The sequence below is a fragment of the Mesorhizobium sp. genome, from assembly GCF_024509055.1.
In the GTDB taxonomy this organism is placed as follows: domain Bacteria; phylum Pseudomonadota; class Alphaproteobacteria; order Rhizobiales; family Rhizobiaceae; genus Mesorhizobium.
Genome location: NZ_JANINM010000465.1, coordinates 1 through 13,392, shown reverse-complemented (window position 1 = coordinate 13,392; position 13,392 = coordinate 1). Strand labels below are relative to the sequence as shown.

Annotated in this window: 14 protein-coding genes and 1 riboswitch; of the genes, 10 read left to right on the top strand and 4 right to left on the bottom strand. The window is 65.9% G+C overall.

Annotated features, from left to right (window positions below):
- Positions 1-210 precede the first annotated feature (210 nt).
- Entirely contained in the window at positions 211-1,005 is a 795-nt protein-coding gene (locus tag Q0L57_RS26925) for a class I SAM-dependent methyltransferase (RefSeq protein ID WP_296746121.1), read from the bottom strand.
- Positions 1,006-1,074: 69 nt separating this feature from the next.
- Here Q0L57_RS26925 and Q0L57_RS26920 point away from each other — a divergent pair, with 69 nt between their 5' ends.
- Positions 1,075-1,926, top strand: a complete 852-nt coding sequence (locus Q0L57_RS26920; protein ID WP_296746120.1) for a hypothetical protein — start codon at positions 1,075-1,077, stop codon at positions 1,924-1,926.
- On the opposite strand, the gene Q0L57_RS26915 is transcribed toward Q0L57_RS26920, so the two are convergent.
- A complete protein-coding gene (locus Q0L57_RS26915; protein ID WP_296746119.1) occupies positions 1,923-2,684 on the bottom strand; it encodes an SDR family oxidoreductase in 762 nt (253 codons plus the stop codon). The genes Q0L57_RS26920 and Q0L57_RS26915 overlap by 4 nt on opposite strands.
- Positions 2,685-2,789: 105 nt before the next feature.
- Here Q0L57_RS26915 and Q0L57_RS26910 point away from each other — a divergent pair, with 105 nt between their 5' ends.
- A complete protein-coding gene (locus Q0L57_RS26910; RefSeq protein WP_296746118.1) occupies positions 2,790-3,689 on the top strand; it encodes a LysR family transcriptional regulator in 900 nt (299 codons plus the stop codon).
- A gap of 215 nt (positions 3,690-3,904) precedes the next feature.
- Here the strand turns inward: Q0L57_RS26910 and Q0L57_RS26905 are convergent, their stop codons facing one another.
- Positions 3,905-4,531 carry a TetR/AcrR family transcriptional regulator gene (locus Q0L57_RS26905; RefSeq protein ID WP_296746117.1) on the bottom strand — a complete coding sequence of 209 codons (627 nt, stop codon included), beginning with the start codon at positions 4,529-4,531 and terminating at the stop codon, positions 3,905-3,907.
- 120 nt (positions 4,532-4,651) lie between these two features.
- On the opposite strand from Q0L57_RS26905, the gene Q0L57_RS26900 reads away from it, so the two are divergent.
- From Q0L57_RS26900 to Q0L57_RS26885, 4 genes are all read left to right on the top strand, one after another.
- On the top strand, positions 4,652-5,836 hold the full coding sequence (locus Q0L57_RS26900; RefSeq protein ID WP_296746116.1) for an MFS transporter: 1,185 nt from the start codon (positions 4,652-4,654) through the stop codon (positions 5,834-5,836).
- Positions 5,837-5,848: 12 nt separating this feature from the next.
- Positions 5,849-7,129 (top strand): D-arabinono-1,4-lactone oxidase, encoded by a 1,281-nt coding sequence (locus tag Q0L57_RS26895; RefSeq protein WP_296746115.1) that lies wholly within the window; start codon positions 5,849-5,851, stop codon positions 7,127-7,129.
- Positions 7,126-8,262: an alanine racemase gene (locus Q0L57_RS26890; protein ID WP_296746114.1), complete on the top strand. Its 1,137-nt coding sequence runs from the start codon at positions 7,126-7,128 to the stop codon at positions 8,260-8,262. Before Q0L57_RS26895 ends, Q0L57_RS26890 begins: the two co-directional genes overlap by 4 nt.
- 177 nt (positions 8,263-8,439) lie before the next feature.
- Positions 8,440-9,375 carry a bifunctional helix-turn-helix transcriptional regulator/GNAT family N-acetyltransferase gene (locus tag Q0L57_RS26885; protein ID WP_296746113.1) on the top strand — a complete coding sequence of 312 codons (936 nt, stop codon included), beginning with the start codon at positions 8,440-8,442 and terminating at the stop codon, positions 9,373-9,375.
- Between the two features lie 160 nt (positions 9,376-9,535).
- Here the strand turns inward: Q0L57_RS26885 and Q0L57_RS26880 are convergent, their stop codons facing one another.
- Positions 9,536-10,369 (bottom strand): AraC family transcriptional regulator, encoded by an 834-nt coding sequence (locus Q0L57_RS26880; protein WP_296746112.1) that lies wholly within the window; start codon positions 10,367-10,369, stop codon positions 9,536-9,538.
- Positions 10,370-10,592: 223 nt separating this feature from the next.
- Positions 10,593-10,799, top strand: a riboswitch (cobalamin riboswitch).
- 90 nt (positions 10,800-10,889) lie between these two features.
- Here Q0L57_RS26880 and Q0L57_RS26875 point away from each other — a divergent pair.
- The 4 genes from Q0L57_RS26875 to Q0L57_RS26860 form a co-directional block, all read left to right on the top strand.
- The gene (locus tag Q0L57_RS26875; protein ID WP_296746111.1) at positions 10,890-11,297 is read left to right on the top strand and encodes a DUF1636 family protein; all 408 of its coding nucleotides are present in this window, start codon (positions 10,890-10,892) and stop codon (positions 11,295-11,297) included.
- Positions 11,294-12,079, top strand: a complete 786-nt coding sequence (locus tag Q0L57_RS26870; RefSeq protein WP_296746110.1) for an ABC transporter ATP-binding protein — start codon at positions 11,294-11,296, stop codon at positions 12,077-12,079. The genes Q0L57_RS26875 and Q0L57_RS26870 overlap by 4 nt, the downstream gene beginning before the upstream one ends.
- A gap of 29 nt (positions 12,080-12,108) precedes the next feature.
- Positions 12,109-13,056: an ABC transporter substrate-binding protein gene (locus Q0L57_RS26865; RefSeq protein WP_296746109.1), complete on the top strand. Its 948-nt coding sequence runs from the start codon at positions 12,109-12,111 to the stop codon at positions 13,054-13,056.
- Positions 13,057-13,085: 29 nt separating this feature from the next.
- Positions 13,086-13,392, top strand: a 307-nt coding sequence (locus Q0L57_RS26860; RefSeq protein ID WP_296746122.1) for an iron chelate uptake ABC transporter family permease subunit, incomplete at its 3' end; no start/stop codon positions are given.

Below are 13,392 nucleotides of genomic sequence, written 5' to 3'. Positions count from 1 at the left end.
CGGTGAGAACTGTTCCTCCGTCCGGCGAAACCGGACTTGGTTAGCACTCACCAATGACGAGTGCTAACGTGGCGCTGAGATAGGCTGGTGGGTTTCCAGAGTCAAGGCGCGCGGGAAGAGGCAATCGCGCGAAATTTTCCCGGCCTGCATTCGCGCAAGGGAATATGGCCATCGCCGTTTGCTTAGCAAAGGAATTTTTCTCGATAGATCTCAGCCCCTCGGCTCCCGCATCACCAGCAGCGGGCACCGCTCGGCGAAGCCGTAGCTGCCGGTCGAAACTGTGCGGACATCGCCGAAGAAGGCTTGCGCCTCGCGGATCAAGGTCGCGGCCGGCGCGAAGCTGTAGATGACTGAGGAGTTGCGGTAGACGTCGATGGTGCCGATGACCGGCAAGTCCCATCCGGTGCTGGCTGAAAGCTCCTTGCGATCGGGAAACAGCGCGTCGAAGGCTTCAACGATCCTCTTCACGGGGATGGCGTGGTCGGGCGCTTCTCCTGTCGCGGTCACGGCGACGCGCCATTTGAGCTCGTGGAAGGTCGAGACGCCGCCGGAAAGCGCGAGCGCCCGCACCGCTTGCGGGTCGTCCGGTGTTTCCGGGCCGGCAAAGAGGCGTACGCCGGCTCGCCCTCCGATGCGCAACACTCGGGCGATTGCCGCGAACAACCCCCGCCGCGCGGCCGAAAGGCCGAGCACCGACAGGCAGCCGTCGCCGATCACCGCGTCGACGCTTGCGCCGGGAGCAGGCAGGTCGAGCCAGTCGCCGTTGACGGCATTTCGCGAAGCCGTGTCACCCGGCCAGATGCCGGCGATCATGTCGGCGGATTCGTCGACGGCCATCATCGTCGCCCCGAGCCCGGCGAGCTCGGGCGTCACGCCGAGCAGGACGACATGCGCCCCGGAAAGGTCGAGCTCCCTGTTGTAGGTCTCGACCGCTTCCGCCGGCGGCCGCAACGGCGGCCCAAGCAACTGCCAATGCTTGCGAATTGCATTCCAATGCTGCGTCATGCAAAACCCCCCCGGTTCACGCATGACGTGTCGATTACTTGACCGCCGCGCGGAAACCAAGGGGGGCAAGTGGCACATATCGCGGTGATTACGCACGAGTTCGATCGATTCCAGCGCCGGCGCGGCCCGTTGCTGCGCCGCGACAGCCCCTACATGCTGTTCGACCTGCTGGCGGAACTGAATCGGCGCGGCCATTCCGCCCGCATCCTCAACGGCACCTCGGCGAAGCCTGAAGCCGATATAGCGGTGCTGCATGTCGACGCCACCGTGACGCCGGCCGAGTATGTCGACTATGCGCGCGCCTTTCCTTACTGCCTCAACCTCGGCGCCGCGGACATCTCCAAGCGCCGCGTCAGCGGCGCCATGATCCGCAGGGGCGACGGCTGGGCGGGGCAGGTGATCGTCAAGAGCAGTCTCAACCATATGGGCACGCAGGAGCGGCTGTTGAACAACCGTTCGCGGCGCGCCGGCAAGCCGGAGCCGTTTCCCGGCATCAGAGCTGCCGACGATTATCGGGTCCACGCCTCGCTTGCCGACGTGCCGGCGGAGGTCTTCGAGCGCGACGACCTAGTGGTGGAGAAATTCATTCCCGAGCCGGAGCCTGACGGCTTCGGCGCCCGCTTCTGGACTTTCTGTGGTGAGCGCGAGCGCTGCACCAGGCATGTTTCGCCGCAAAGCCTCGTCAAGGGCGACGACACCATCCGGCGAGAGTCGGTTCCGGTCCCGGACGAGCTGCGCGCGCTGAGGCGCGAGCTCGGCTTCGACTACGGCAAGTTCGATTTCGTCGTGCATGAGGGCAGGGCGGTGCTGCTCGACGCCAACAAGACGCCGGGCCGCGCCAGGAACCTGTCCGCCTTCATCGCCGCCGGCAACGCCAATCTTGCCGACGGCTTCGAGGGGCTGATCCGTAGCGTGACCTAGATATTCATTCCGCCCGACACCTCGATGCGCTGGGCGTTGACCCAGCGATTGTCGTCTGAGAGCAGCGAGGCGATCATCGGGCCGATGTCGTCGGCCACACCGGTCCGGCCGAGCGCCGTGACGCTTGCCACCCTCCGGTTGATCTCGGCGTCGTCGCGCACATGGCCGCCGTTGAAATCGGTCGCGATCGCGCCGGGCGCCACTGTGTTGGCGGTAATGCCGCGCGAGCCGAGCTCCTTGGCGAGGTAGCGCGTGAACACCTCGATGCCGCCCTTCATCATCGCATAGGCTGACGAGCCGGGGGCGGCGAAGCGCGCCAGCCCGCTCGAGATGTTGATGATGCGACCGCCGTCGTTGATCAGCGGCAGCAGCGCCTGGGTGAGGAAATAGACACCCTTGAGATGCGTGTTCATCAGCGTGTCGAATTCTTCTTCGGTCGTCTCGGCGATCACCCTATGCAGGCCCGTGCCGGCATTGTTGACGAGGTAGTCGAAACGATCGCGCTGCCAGGTCTCTCTCAGCGCCTTCTTCAGCGCCTCGACGAAAGCGGGGAAGGTGGCGACGGCGCCGGTGTCGAGCTCGAGCGCGACGGCGCGGCCACTGGCGGCCTCGATCTCGGCGATGGCCGCCTTCGCCTCGTCAGCGCGTGAGCGATAGGTGACGATCAGATCGACACCCTTGCGGGCGAGGCTGAGCGCGGTATTGCGGCCGAGGCCGCGGCTGCCGCCGGTGATGAGGGCGATGGGGCGGGTGGTCATGGCGAAATCTCCTTCGTAGTGATGGAGCTCCATATACTCGCCTGACTGGACGATATAATCGGCTGCAGATTGCCAACACTATTCAGCTCGTGCGAACAATCGCGGATGGACAGGTTCGACAGCATGCGGCTTTTCACCCGCGTCGTGGAACGGCGCAGCTTCACCGCGGCCGCCGCCGATCTCGGCCTCCCGCGTTCCAGCGCCACCGCGTCGATCAAGCAACTGGAGGAGCGGCTCGGCGTGCAACTGCTGAGGCGCACCACGCGCCACGTCACCACGACGCTCGATGGCGAAGCCTATTACCAGCGCTGCATCGCCATCCTGGCCGACATCGAGGATGCGGAAGGGGGCTTCGGCGCGCATGAGGTGCGCGGAAGGCTGAGCATCGACATCAATGGCCATTTGGCCCGCACGCTGGTCATTCCTGAATTGCCGGCGCTGCTTGCCCGCTATCCTGAACTTTCGGTGCATATCGGCGAGGGCGACCGCTTGGTCGATCTCGTGCGGGAGGGCGTCGACTGCGTCGTGCGCGCCGGCACGCTGCCGGACAGCGACATGATCGCGCGCCGCATCGGCATGGCGCGCGAGGCGACTTTAGCCAGCGCCGCCTATGTCGAGCGCCACGGGCTGCCGCGCTCGCTGGACGAGCTTTCCGGGCACATGATGATCGGCTTCGTCTCGTCGCGCACTGGGCAGGTGATGCCGCTGGAATTCACCGTCGACGGCAAGCTGCGCGAGATCGTCCTGCCGTCGAGGGTCACGGTATCCAACTCCGACACCGCTGCCACGCTCGTGCGCCAGGGGTTCGGTCTCTACCAGGCGCCACGCCGCCGCTTCGCCGCCGACATCGAGGCCGGCCGGCTGGTCGAGGTGCTCGCGGATCATCCGCCGACCCCGACGCCGATCTCGGTGCTCTATCCGCCGAGCAGGCAGTTGTCGCCGAGGGTGAGGGTGTTCGTGGATTGGCTGGTGGAGATTTTGGGACCGAAGCTGGATGCGAGGTGAAAGGGGCGCAGGCCGTCAAATGTTGGCGGGGCAGCACCCCCCTCTGCCCTGCCGGGCATCTCCCCCTCAAGGGGGGAGATTGGCAGCGTCGGGAGCCCGCTCGTCTTCTAGCGTTGGCGATTGGCGAAAGCTGGCGAGCAGATAATCTCCCCCCTTGAGGGGGAGATGGCCGGCAGGCCAGAGGGGGGTGAGCGCCGCCGTTTGCGGGCTGCCAACTACAAAAACAGCCGCAACTGCGTATGAATGATCGAGCGGTAATCCTCGATCGTGCGCCAGCCTTCGTCTTTATCCTGCGTCAGCGCCAGCCGCACCACCCCGCCGGCAAGCTGGAAGATGAGGAACACCACGCGCGCAAAGGCCTCGCGTTGCTCCGCTCGAAGCATCGGCCCGACATGGTCGCAGAACATCTTTGCCTGATGCCGCGTTTCGGCGATGTCGAGATGCTGCAGTGCCTTGTCGGCCTGGATCGCGTTCTGCAGGTCCTGGATCGCCGGGTCCGCCGCCACGCGGGCGTAGTAGTCGTCGAGCATGCTGTCGGCGGCGGCGGTCACGCCGTCCAGTCCACGGATTTCGGCGATGATCGCGCCGAAGCGCGCCCGGCTCTCTTCCGAGAAACGCTCGTAGAGCATGGCCAGGATCGCAGATTTGTTGGGGAAGTAGTGGTAGACGGTGGCGATCGGCCCGCCGGCCAGCGCGCCGACTTCCTTCATCGTCACGGCGTCGATGCCCTTCTCGCCGATCAGCCGCATGGTCGTCGCCAGGATGGCGTCGATGCGCTCGCGGCTGCGCTCCTGCTTGGGCCTGCGCCGTGGTTCGGTCGTCGTGCGCTTTGACTGCGTCATGCGCCAAATCTTCTCGCGGATGATGCGAACTTCGCGGTTGACATGAACCTGATCGAGTATCAGTTTTGCCGATGCTGACAACTTGTCAGCTTTTTGGTCGGGTCGCAAGGGAGGGCGCTCGTGACTGCTAATATGGCACATGCTGAAAATGCCGATTGGCTGGTCGGCAACCCGACCGGCCTGCAACTGGCCTCGGCGCTCTGGATCGGTTCTGTCGGCCTGCTCATCCTCGGGCTGCAGCCGGTTCTGCTCGGGGCGCTTTATACGGAAGGCCATGTCACGGGCGACGAGCTCGCCCTTGTCGCCACCGCCGAGATGATCGCCATCGCCATCGGTTCGGCGGTCGTCGCGATGCTCTTGCCGGCCCGCAACATGCGCTGGAAAAGCACCGTGCTTCTCGTCCTGCTGGCGCTGGCCAATTTCTGGACGGCCTATGCCACGAACCCGACCGCGCTGATCGGCGCGCGCACTTTGGCGGGCCTTGCGGAAGGCGGCCTCGTCGCGGTCGCCACCGAGCTCATCGCCCGCTCGCGCCGGGCCGAGCGCATCGGCGGCTATTTCGTCACGTTGCAGACTTTGGCGCAATGCGCGCTGGCGCTGCTGCTTGCGCTCTATGCCGTGCCGGCGGCCGGCTCTGCCGGCGGCTTCATCGCGCTAGGCGTCGTCTGCCTCCTGTCGCTGGTCGTCGCCTGGGCCGTCGCGGACGACTATGCCGACCTGCCGAAGGAAGAGCATTTCGCCAATGTGCTCACCGTGCCGGCGATCACCGCGCTGTTGTCGATCTTTTGCTACTTCATGTTCTTCGGCGCGGTCTGGGCCTTCCTCGAGCCGATCGGCGCGCAGTTCGGCATCGACGGCCGCACCGTCGGCCTGATGGTCTCGGCAAGCCTTGCCGCGCAGGTGGTGGGAGCGATGACCGCCACCGCGTTCGAGGCGCGCATCGACTACCGCTTCGCCATCGTCGTGATCGGCGCCATCGCGGTCGTCTGCTCGGCCTTGCTTGCGTCCGGCCCCGGGCTCACCCTCTTCTGGGCGGTGGCGCTGGTGATGGGCTTCATCCTGCTCTTCATCGTGCCGTACCAGATTCGCCTTGCAATCACCGCCGACGAGACGCGCAACGCGGCACTTCTGGTGCCGGCAGCTCAGCTCTTCGGCCTGGCGATCGGCCCGATCGCCGCCTCGCTGCTGATCGAGGGCCAGGACTTCCGGCCCGTGCCGCTGTTCGCCGCCGGCACGGCGCTCGCCAGCGTGGCGCTGCTCGGCGTCTTCGTGCTGGTCGCGCAGCGCCGGCGCGTACCGGCCTGAGCGGAGGCGGCCATGGCGAACTCCTGGAGCAATTGGTCGGGCTTCGTGAAGGCGGCCCCGAAGCTGGTTGCGACACCCGCCGATGCCGGCGAACTGGTCGACCTGGTGCGCTCGGCGCCCGGTCCCTTGCGCGTCGTCGGCGCCGGCCATTCCTTCACGCCGCTGGTGCAGACCGACGGCACGATCGTCTCGCTGGAGAAGATCGAAGGGCTGGTCGGGCATGAGGCCGCCGCCAACCGGGCGCGGGTGAGGGCGGGCACGAGGCTGGGCGCGCTGACGCGCATACTGCAGGATATCGGCCAGGGCCTGCCCAACATGGGCGACATCGACCGCCAGGCGATCGGCGGCGCTCTGGGCACGGCCACCCATGGCTCGGGGACAACGCTCGGCGCCTATCACACGCAACTGGAGACGGTGCAGCTTGTCGACGGGCGGGGCACGCTGCGCGAGTTCAGCCGCGCAAGCGACCGGGACATGATCCATGCCACCGGCGTCGCGCTTGGCGCTTTCGGCGTGCTCACCGAAGTGGCGATGAACAACATCGCCGCCTATCGGTTGCGCCGTCGCAAATGGGTGCTGCCGGTGGGCGACATGTTGCGCGACTTCGAGACCATGATGGCCGCGCATCGTTCGGCCGAGTTCTACTACATCCCCTTCGCGGGCTACGTGCAGTTCATCGCCAGCGACCTGAGCGACAAGCCGACCACCGCGCGCCCGACCGAGGACGACGAGGAAGGGCTGGCGACCTTGCGCAAGCTGCGCACCATCCTGCGCTGGCTGCCGTCGCTGCGCCGCGCGCTGATCAAGGGCGCGGTCAAGAAGGTGCCGTCCGAGGACTATGTGCAGGACTGGCTCAACGTCTATGCCAGCGACCGTCGCACCAAATTCAACGAGATGGAGTACCACCTGCCTTACGAGGAAGGTCCCAAGGCGTTGGCCGAGATCATCGCGCTGACGGAAAAGCACTTTCCGGAAGTCTATTTCCCGATGGAGGTGCGTTCGGTGGCGCCCGACGAATTCTGGCTTTCGCCCTTCCACAAGAGGCTGACCTGCTCGATCGCCATCCATCACGATGCGGCGAACGACCCGCTGCCTTTCATGCGCGCCGCCGAGCCGATCTTCCGCAGATATGGCGGCAGGCCGCATTGGGGCAAGATGCACAGCCTGAAGGCTTCGGATTTCAGGAAACTCTATCCGCGCTGGGACGATGCGATGGCCGTGCGGCGTGACATTGACCCCGAGAACCGCTTCGTGTCGCCCTACATGGCCGGCCTGTTCGGCATCCAGCAATGAGCGCCTATTTCGCCGAGCTGTCGAAGGCGTTGAGGGCCGCCGACATCTTTCGGCCTTGTCTTGTGCTCGATCGCGACCGGCTGGACGGCAACATCGCGCTGGTGAAGCAAAGGCTGGCGCCTGGCCTTGAGGTGCGGCTGGTCGACAAGTCGCTGCCGTGCGTGCCGCTGCTTTCGCACATCGCGAAGGCGCTGGGCACCAACCGCTTCATGACCTTCCATCCGCCGGTGACGCAGGCCGTGCTGGATGCCTTTCCCGAGGGCGATCTGCTCTACGGCAAGCCGATGCCGGCGGGTGCCGCCAGGTCGGCCTTGACCAGGGGCGGCGCCGGCTGGTGGTCGCGCGTCTGCTGGCTGATCGACACGCCTGAGCGGCTCGCGGAATATGGCGCGCTGGCCGCCGCGCTCGACACCGAACTGCGCTTCGCCTTCGAGGTCGATGTCGGCCTGCATCGCGGCGGCTTTTCCGGTCCGTCGGAGATCGCCGCGCTCGAAATACCAGGCGGCATGCATTGCGAAGGCATCATGGCCTATGAGGCGCATGCGCCGGAAATCCCGGGACTGTTCGGCGGCGCGGCCAAGGCGCTTAAGAAGGCTTCCGCCGAGGCCGCAGGCTTCATCGACGTGCTGAAGCCCGACCAGCGCCGCATCCTCAACATCGGCGGCTCGAAGACGGCGCTGCTGCATGGCGCAGGCATTGCCAACGAAGTGTCGATCGGCTCGGCCTTCGTGCTGCCGGGCGACTTCGACAAGCCCGGCCTCGACGGCTTCCAGCCGGCCGCCTTCATCGCGACTCCGATCCTGAAAGCGCTCGATGCGCAACTGCCCGGGCCGCCGGCGGTGTCCCGCATGCTGCAAGCCCTTGGCCTGTTCCCACGCAAGGGTTGCTATCTCTACGGCGGCAAGTGGATGGCCGAGCCGGTGTTTCCAGCGGGCATGAAACCCAACGGCCTGATCGGCTTGTCGTCCAACCAGCAATTAATGGGCTTGCCGGCCGGAGCGGATGTGAAGCCGGGCGAGTATGCCTTCCTGCGGCCGACGCAAAGCGAGGCCGTGCTGCAGCAATTTGGGTCGATCGCGGTGTTCTCTGCAGGTCGCATCGTCGAGTTCTGGCCGACGCTGCCGATGGGGTGAGGAGCCAACAGGCGCTCGCGACTATTGCCGGCCTGCGAGGTCGTCATTCCAGGGTCTGCGCGCGTCGCTTCGCTCCTTGCTCCGCCCTAGAATGACGAAGCCATATAGTATGCGCCCACCGTATTTATTGACTCAGTCAACTAAATGGTTGATCCTGTCCAGGACAGGAGAAACCCCATGACCATCCACGATCACCCCGGCAAGGAGCGCATCGACGCGGTGCGCGCCTTCAACCGTTTCTACACACGCCAGATCGGGCTGCTCGACGAGGGCCTGCTGAAGAGCCCGTACTCGCTGACCGAGGCACGGGTGCTCTATGAACTCGCCCATCGCGACGGGCCGGTCGCCAGCGACCTGGTGCGCGACCTAGGACTCGACCCCGGCTATGTCAGCCGGCTCCTCAAGAAATTCGAGGAGCGCGGCCTGGTCGAGCGCGCCGCCAGCGAGGCCGATGCGCGGCGTTCCTCGATCGCTATTACCCAGGCCGGCAGGGAGGCCTTCGCGCCGCTCAACCAGGATTCGCACGACCAGGTGCGCGCTCTGCTCGATCGTCTGGCGCCAGCCGACCAGGAGCGCCTGGTCAAGGCTATGCGCACCGTGCAGGACCTGCTCGGCGACCGCGCCGAACCCAAGGTGCCCTACATCCTGCGGCCGCTGCAGGTTGGCGACATCGGCTGGATCACGCGCCGCCAGGGCATGCTCTACTCGCAGGAATATGGTTGGGACGAAACCTATGAGGCCCTGGTCGCCGAGATCCTCGCCGAATTCGTCAAGAAGTTCGACCCGCAATGGGAGCGCGGCTGGGTCGCCGAGCGGGAGGGCGAGGTGGTCGGCTCCGTCTTCATCGTGCGCAAGTCGCCCGAGGTGGCCAAGCTGCGCCTGCTCTATGTCGAGCCCTCTGCTCGCGGCCTGGGCATCGGCGCGCGGCTTGTCGAAGAGTGCATCGCTTTCGTGCGCGCCAAGGGCTACCGGACGCTGACGCTCTGGACCAACGACATACTGGGTTCGGCCCGCCGCATCTATCAGGCTGCGGGTTTCAAGCTGGTGGACGAGGAGCGCCACCATTCCTTCGGCAAGGATCTGGTCGGCCAGACCTGGGACCTGGAGCTATAGCCTTCTCCTTCTCCCCTTGTGGGAGAAGGTGTCGCCGAAGGCGACGGATGAGGGGTGCTCCAGATACCACCAGCGTCTCACTCCGCTGGAACACCCCTCATCCGTCTCGGCGCTGCGCGCCGATCCACCTTCTCCCACAAGGGGAGAAGGAAGAAGGCGCCTATGCCTTCACCGGCACCCAGATCTCCAGCCCGCCATTGCCGCTATGCGGATCGAATTCGGGCCCGTAGCGTTCGAACTCCGGCGCGTCGGCGATCTCGTGGCCCGAGGCCGGCAGCCATTTGTTCCAGATCGTGTTCGTCGTGCGGCGGATGGTCGAGATGTGCTCGCGATGCGAGAACACGGCGTATTTCCGCGCCGGCACGCGAACACGGTGAAAGTCCCTGGGCAAATCGGAGAAATCGGCTACCTCGACGCCGGCGATATAGTCGAAATTGCCGGCATCGTCGCCGTTGACGCAGACGCCATAGGCGACGCCCGCAATCTCGCCCGGGATGTGGCCGATATAGGGGCCGAAGCGCTGCCACAGCATCGGAATGCCAGCGCTGGTTTCGCAGCTGTAGCGTTCGCCGAGCCCGGCGATGAGGAAGGGCCGGCTGGTCTCGAAGCGCGGCGGCTCGAGCGTGCTGAGAAGCGAACTGTCCATGAGAATGGGTTCCACGAGTTCGAGGTTGCGGGTCGAGCCCTGGGCGCGCACCAGTTCCGGCGTGGTGCCGAACTGGTCGCGGAAGGCGCGGGTGAACGCCTCATGCGAGCCGTATCCGGCATCGAGCGCGATCGCCAGGATATCGGGCGCGCCGCTGGCGAGCTTGCGCGCCGCTTCGCTGAGCCGCCGCGCCCGTGCATAGCCCATCACCGACCGGCCGGTGGCGGCGGCAAAGGCCCGCGTCGCATGGAAGCGCGACACGCCGCTGCTCGCGGCGACATCGTCGAGCGAAATCGCATTCGGCAGATGGCTTTCGACGAACCACAGCGCTTTCTCGGTCGGGTTCATGGGTCCTCGCATTCGGCGCGTCGAACTTATCGGCTGTCTTGGCGGGCAGTTTGATCGAAATTGCGCTTCGCGCGAAGATGGAGAGAGTTTTCAAATCGCCGATTGACAGGTGATACCGCCTTATGGTTGTAACGTTATTACATATCGGAAAAAGCCTCAGAGTTGGTTCTCGTGAATTACGTCCGGCCGGACACCGCCCTGTTGCATCCCGGGCACGGAAAACCTACGCTGAGCGAGTCATGGTCCCGGAGCCGCAAGGCGAAGGGTGAAAAAGGGAACACGGTGAAGCCCGCTTGGGTCGAGACCGTGGCTGCCCCCGCAACTGTGAGCGGCGAGTTCCATCCGAAACGCCACTGGCCGGCGAGGCTGGGAAGGCGGATGGCGCGATGACCCGCGAGCCAGGAGACCTGCCATCGACACGAGTTGACCGGACGGGGTGTGCCGGGAGGAGACGCGGGCTTCCGTCCTGTTCGGCCGGGCCGTCCAGCATCCTTCCGTCGCAAGTTTGGAAAGTGACGGAATGTTGGACGGCGACATCGATCGAAACCATCGCATCTTTGTGTGCACCCTTTGCCGCGATCCGGCGACCGGCGAGAAGACCGGTGAGGATCTCTGCGCCGATTTGCGCTCGCGGCTCGCTGCGCATCACGAGCCGGCCGTTGCGCGCGGCTTCACGGTCGACGGCGTTGCCTGCATGGCCGGCTGCGAGCGCCCGCTCACCGTGGCCTTCCAGGCGGAAGGCAAGGCCGCCTATCTGTTCGGCTCCATCGCCGCGCGCACCGATGCGCCCGACCTCGCGCGTTTCGCAAGCCTTTATCTTTCGCTCGCCGACGGCTGGTGCAATTCCGGCCAGCGTCCCGCCGGCCTTGCGGGCAAGACGCTGGCGCGCATTCCGCGCCCCGGCCGTTACCCCGGGAGCCAGCCATGACGCCGCTTCTCGAAGCCCGTGGTCTCAGCGCGCTGGCGAACGGCCGGATGCTGGTCGACGACGTCAGCCTCACGCTGGCGCCGGGCGAGCGTCTGGCTATCATCGGCCCCAACGGCGCCGGCAAGACGACGCTTCTGCGCATGCTATGCGGCGCGCTTTCGCCGAGCGGAGGCGAGGTGCGTTTATCCGGGCGGCGCCTGGACAAGTTCACGGCGGCTGAGCGGGCCTTGAGCATGGCCGTCGTCGGCCAGACCGACCACCCCGATCCGCGGCTGGCGCTCATCGACTATGTCGAGCTTGGCCGGGTGCCGCACACCGGTCTCAGGCGCAAGCGCGAGGAGCGCGACATCGTCGTCGACGCGTTGCGCCGGACGGGGCTTTTGCCTTTGCTCGCCCGCACAATCGGCTCGCTTTCCGGCGGCGAACGCCAGCGCGCGCAGCTGGCCCGCGCCATCGCGCAGGAGCCGAGGATACTGTTCCTCGACGAGCCCACCAACCACCTCGACCCGCGCGCCCGGGGCGAGCTGCTGGAAATGGTGACCGGCTTCGACACGACCGTGGTCGCGGTGCTGCACGATCTGGCGCTGGTGGCGCCCTTCGCCACCAGCGTGGCGGTGATGAAGGAGGCCCGGCTGCACGCGCTGGCTCCGCCGCGCGAGGCGCTCAACCATCACGTCATCCGCCAGGTGTTCGGCATCGACGTATTGCGCCTGCCTCATCCGACGGAGGATCGCGAACTCACGGTCTTCGATCTTCCCGGTCGCGCCTCCTCGCCATCCTGAACCCACACAAACCAATAAGGAGAATCTCCGTGAAACGTCTTGGCCTCGTACTCGCCGTCTCGTTCATCGCCTCGTCCGCCTATGCCTTTCCGGTCACGGTCGACAGTTGCGGCAAGCCGCTTACCTTCGATGCGCCACCCAAGCGCGCCGTCATCCACGACCTCAACATGACGGAGATGGCGTTCGCGCTGAAGCTGCAGCCGTCGATCGTCGGGCTCACCGGCATCACCGGCTGGTACAAGGTCGGGCCGGAATTCAAGGCCGAGCAGGGATCGATCCCGGAACTCGCGCCAAAGTATCCGACGCTGGAAAACCTCGTTGCCGTCCAGCCCGATTTCTTCTTCGCCGGCTGGTACTACGGCATGAAGCCGGGCGGCGAGGTGACGCCCGACACGCTCGCGCCGCACGGCATCAAGACGCTGGTGCTGACCGAGAGCTGCGTCCATCTCGACAAGAACCGGCCCGCGGCCTCGATGGACCTGCTCTATGGCGACGTCGAGAAGCTGGGCAAGATCTTCGGCAAGGAGGCCGACGCCGAGAAGCTCGTCGCCGGCTGGAAGGCCCAGCTTGCCGACATCACCGCCAAGGTGGGCGACCACAAGGGCACCAGGGTGTTCCTCTATGATTCCGGCGAGGACAAGCCTTTCACCGCCGGCAAGTTCGCGATTCCCACCGCGATGATCTCCGCCGCCGGCGGCGAGAACATCATGGCCGACATGGACACCAGCTGGGGCAACACCGACTGGGAGACGGTCGCCTCGCGCAACCCGCAATTCCTCGTCCTGCTCGATTACCAGGATGGCGGCGGCTACAAGAAGCTGCTCGATTTCCTCAAGGCCCATCCGGCGATGAAGGAAACCGACGCGGTCAAGAACGAGCGCTTCGTGGCATTGCGCTATGCCGAGCTTACGCCCGGACCGGCCAACATCGAGGCGATCGCCAAGATAGCCAAGGCCATGCATCCGGAAGCGTTTTGACATCGCGCCATAAGCATTTCGCCCTCGCAATGGTGTCGGGCGCGATCATTCTGATCGCGCTAGCGCTGCTGTCGATCGCCTATGGCTCGACGCTGATACCGCTGCGCGAGGTGGTCGGGGCGCTGGCGCATGCGGCCGGGTTGCAGGCCGAGGGCGGGGCCGGCCCCGTCGCCAGCATCGTCGTCGACCTCAGGCTGCCGCGCACCTTGCTGGCCGTAGCCGTCGGCGCCGGGCTCGGCGTCATCGGCGCGCTGCTTCAGACGGTGACACGCAACGACCTTGCCGATCCGTTCCTGTTCGGCCTCTCGTCGGGCGCGGCGGCCGGCGCGGTCTCCG

Bases quoted from the DNA above. Each gene is read 5' to 3' on its own strand.
- Q0L57_RS26925 (WP_296746121.1), bottom strand. From the start codon at position 1,005: ATGACGCAGCATTGGAATGCAATTCGCAAGCATTGGCAGTTGCTTGGG.
- Q0L57_RS26915 (WP_296746119.1), bottom strand. From the start codon at position 2,684: ATGACCACCCGCCCCATCGCCCTCATCACCGGCGGCAGCCGCGGCCTC.
- Q0L57_RS26910 (WP_296746118.1), top strand. From the start codon at position 2,790: ATGGACAGGTTCGACAGCATGCGGCTTTTCACCCGCGTCGTGGAACGG.
- Q0L57_RS26905 (WP_296746117.1), bottom strand. From the start codon at position 4,531: ATGACGCAGTCAAAGCGCACGACGACCGAACCACGGCGCAGGCCCAAG.
- Q0L57_RS26895 (WP_296746115.1), top strand. From the start codon at position 5,849: ATGGCGAACTCCTGGAGCAATTGGTCGGGCTTCGTGAAGGCGGCCCCG.
- Q0L57_RS26890 (WP_296746114.1), top strand. From the start codon at position 7,126: ATGAGCGCCTATTTCGCCGAGCTGTCGAAGGCGTTGAGGGCCGCCGAC.
- Q0L57_RS26885 (WP_296746113.1), top strand. From the start codon at position 8,440: ATGACCATCCACGATCACCCCGGCAAGGAGCGCATCGACGCGGTGCGC.
- Q0L57_RS26880 (WP_296746112.1), bottom strand. From the start codon at position 10,369: ATGAACCCGACCGAGAAAGCGCTGTGGTTCGTCGAAAGCCATCTGCCG.
- Q0L57_RS26875 (WP_296746111.1), top strand. From the start codon at position 10,890: ATGTTGGACGGCGACATCGATCGAAACCATCGCATCTTTGTGTGCACC.
- Q0L57_RS26870 (WP_296746110.1), top strand. From the start codon at position 11,294: ATGACGCCGCTTCTCGAAGCCCGTGGTCTCAGCGCGCTGGCGAACGGC.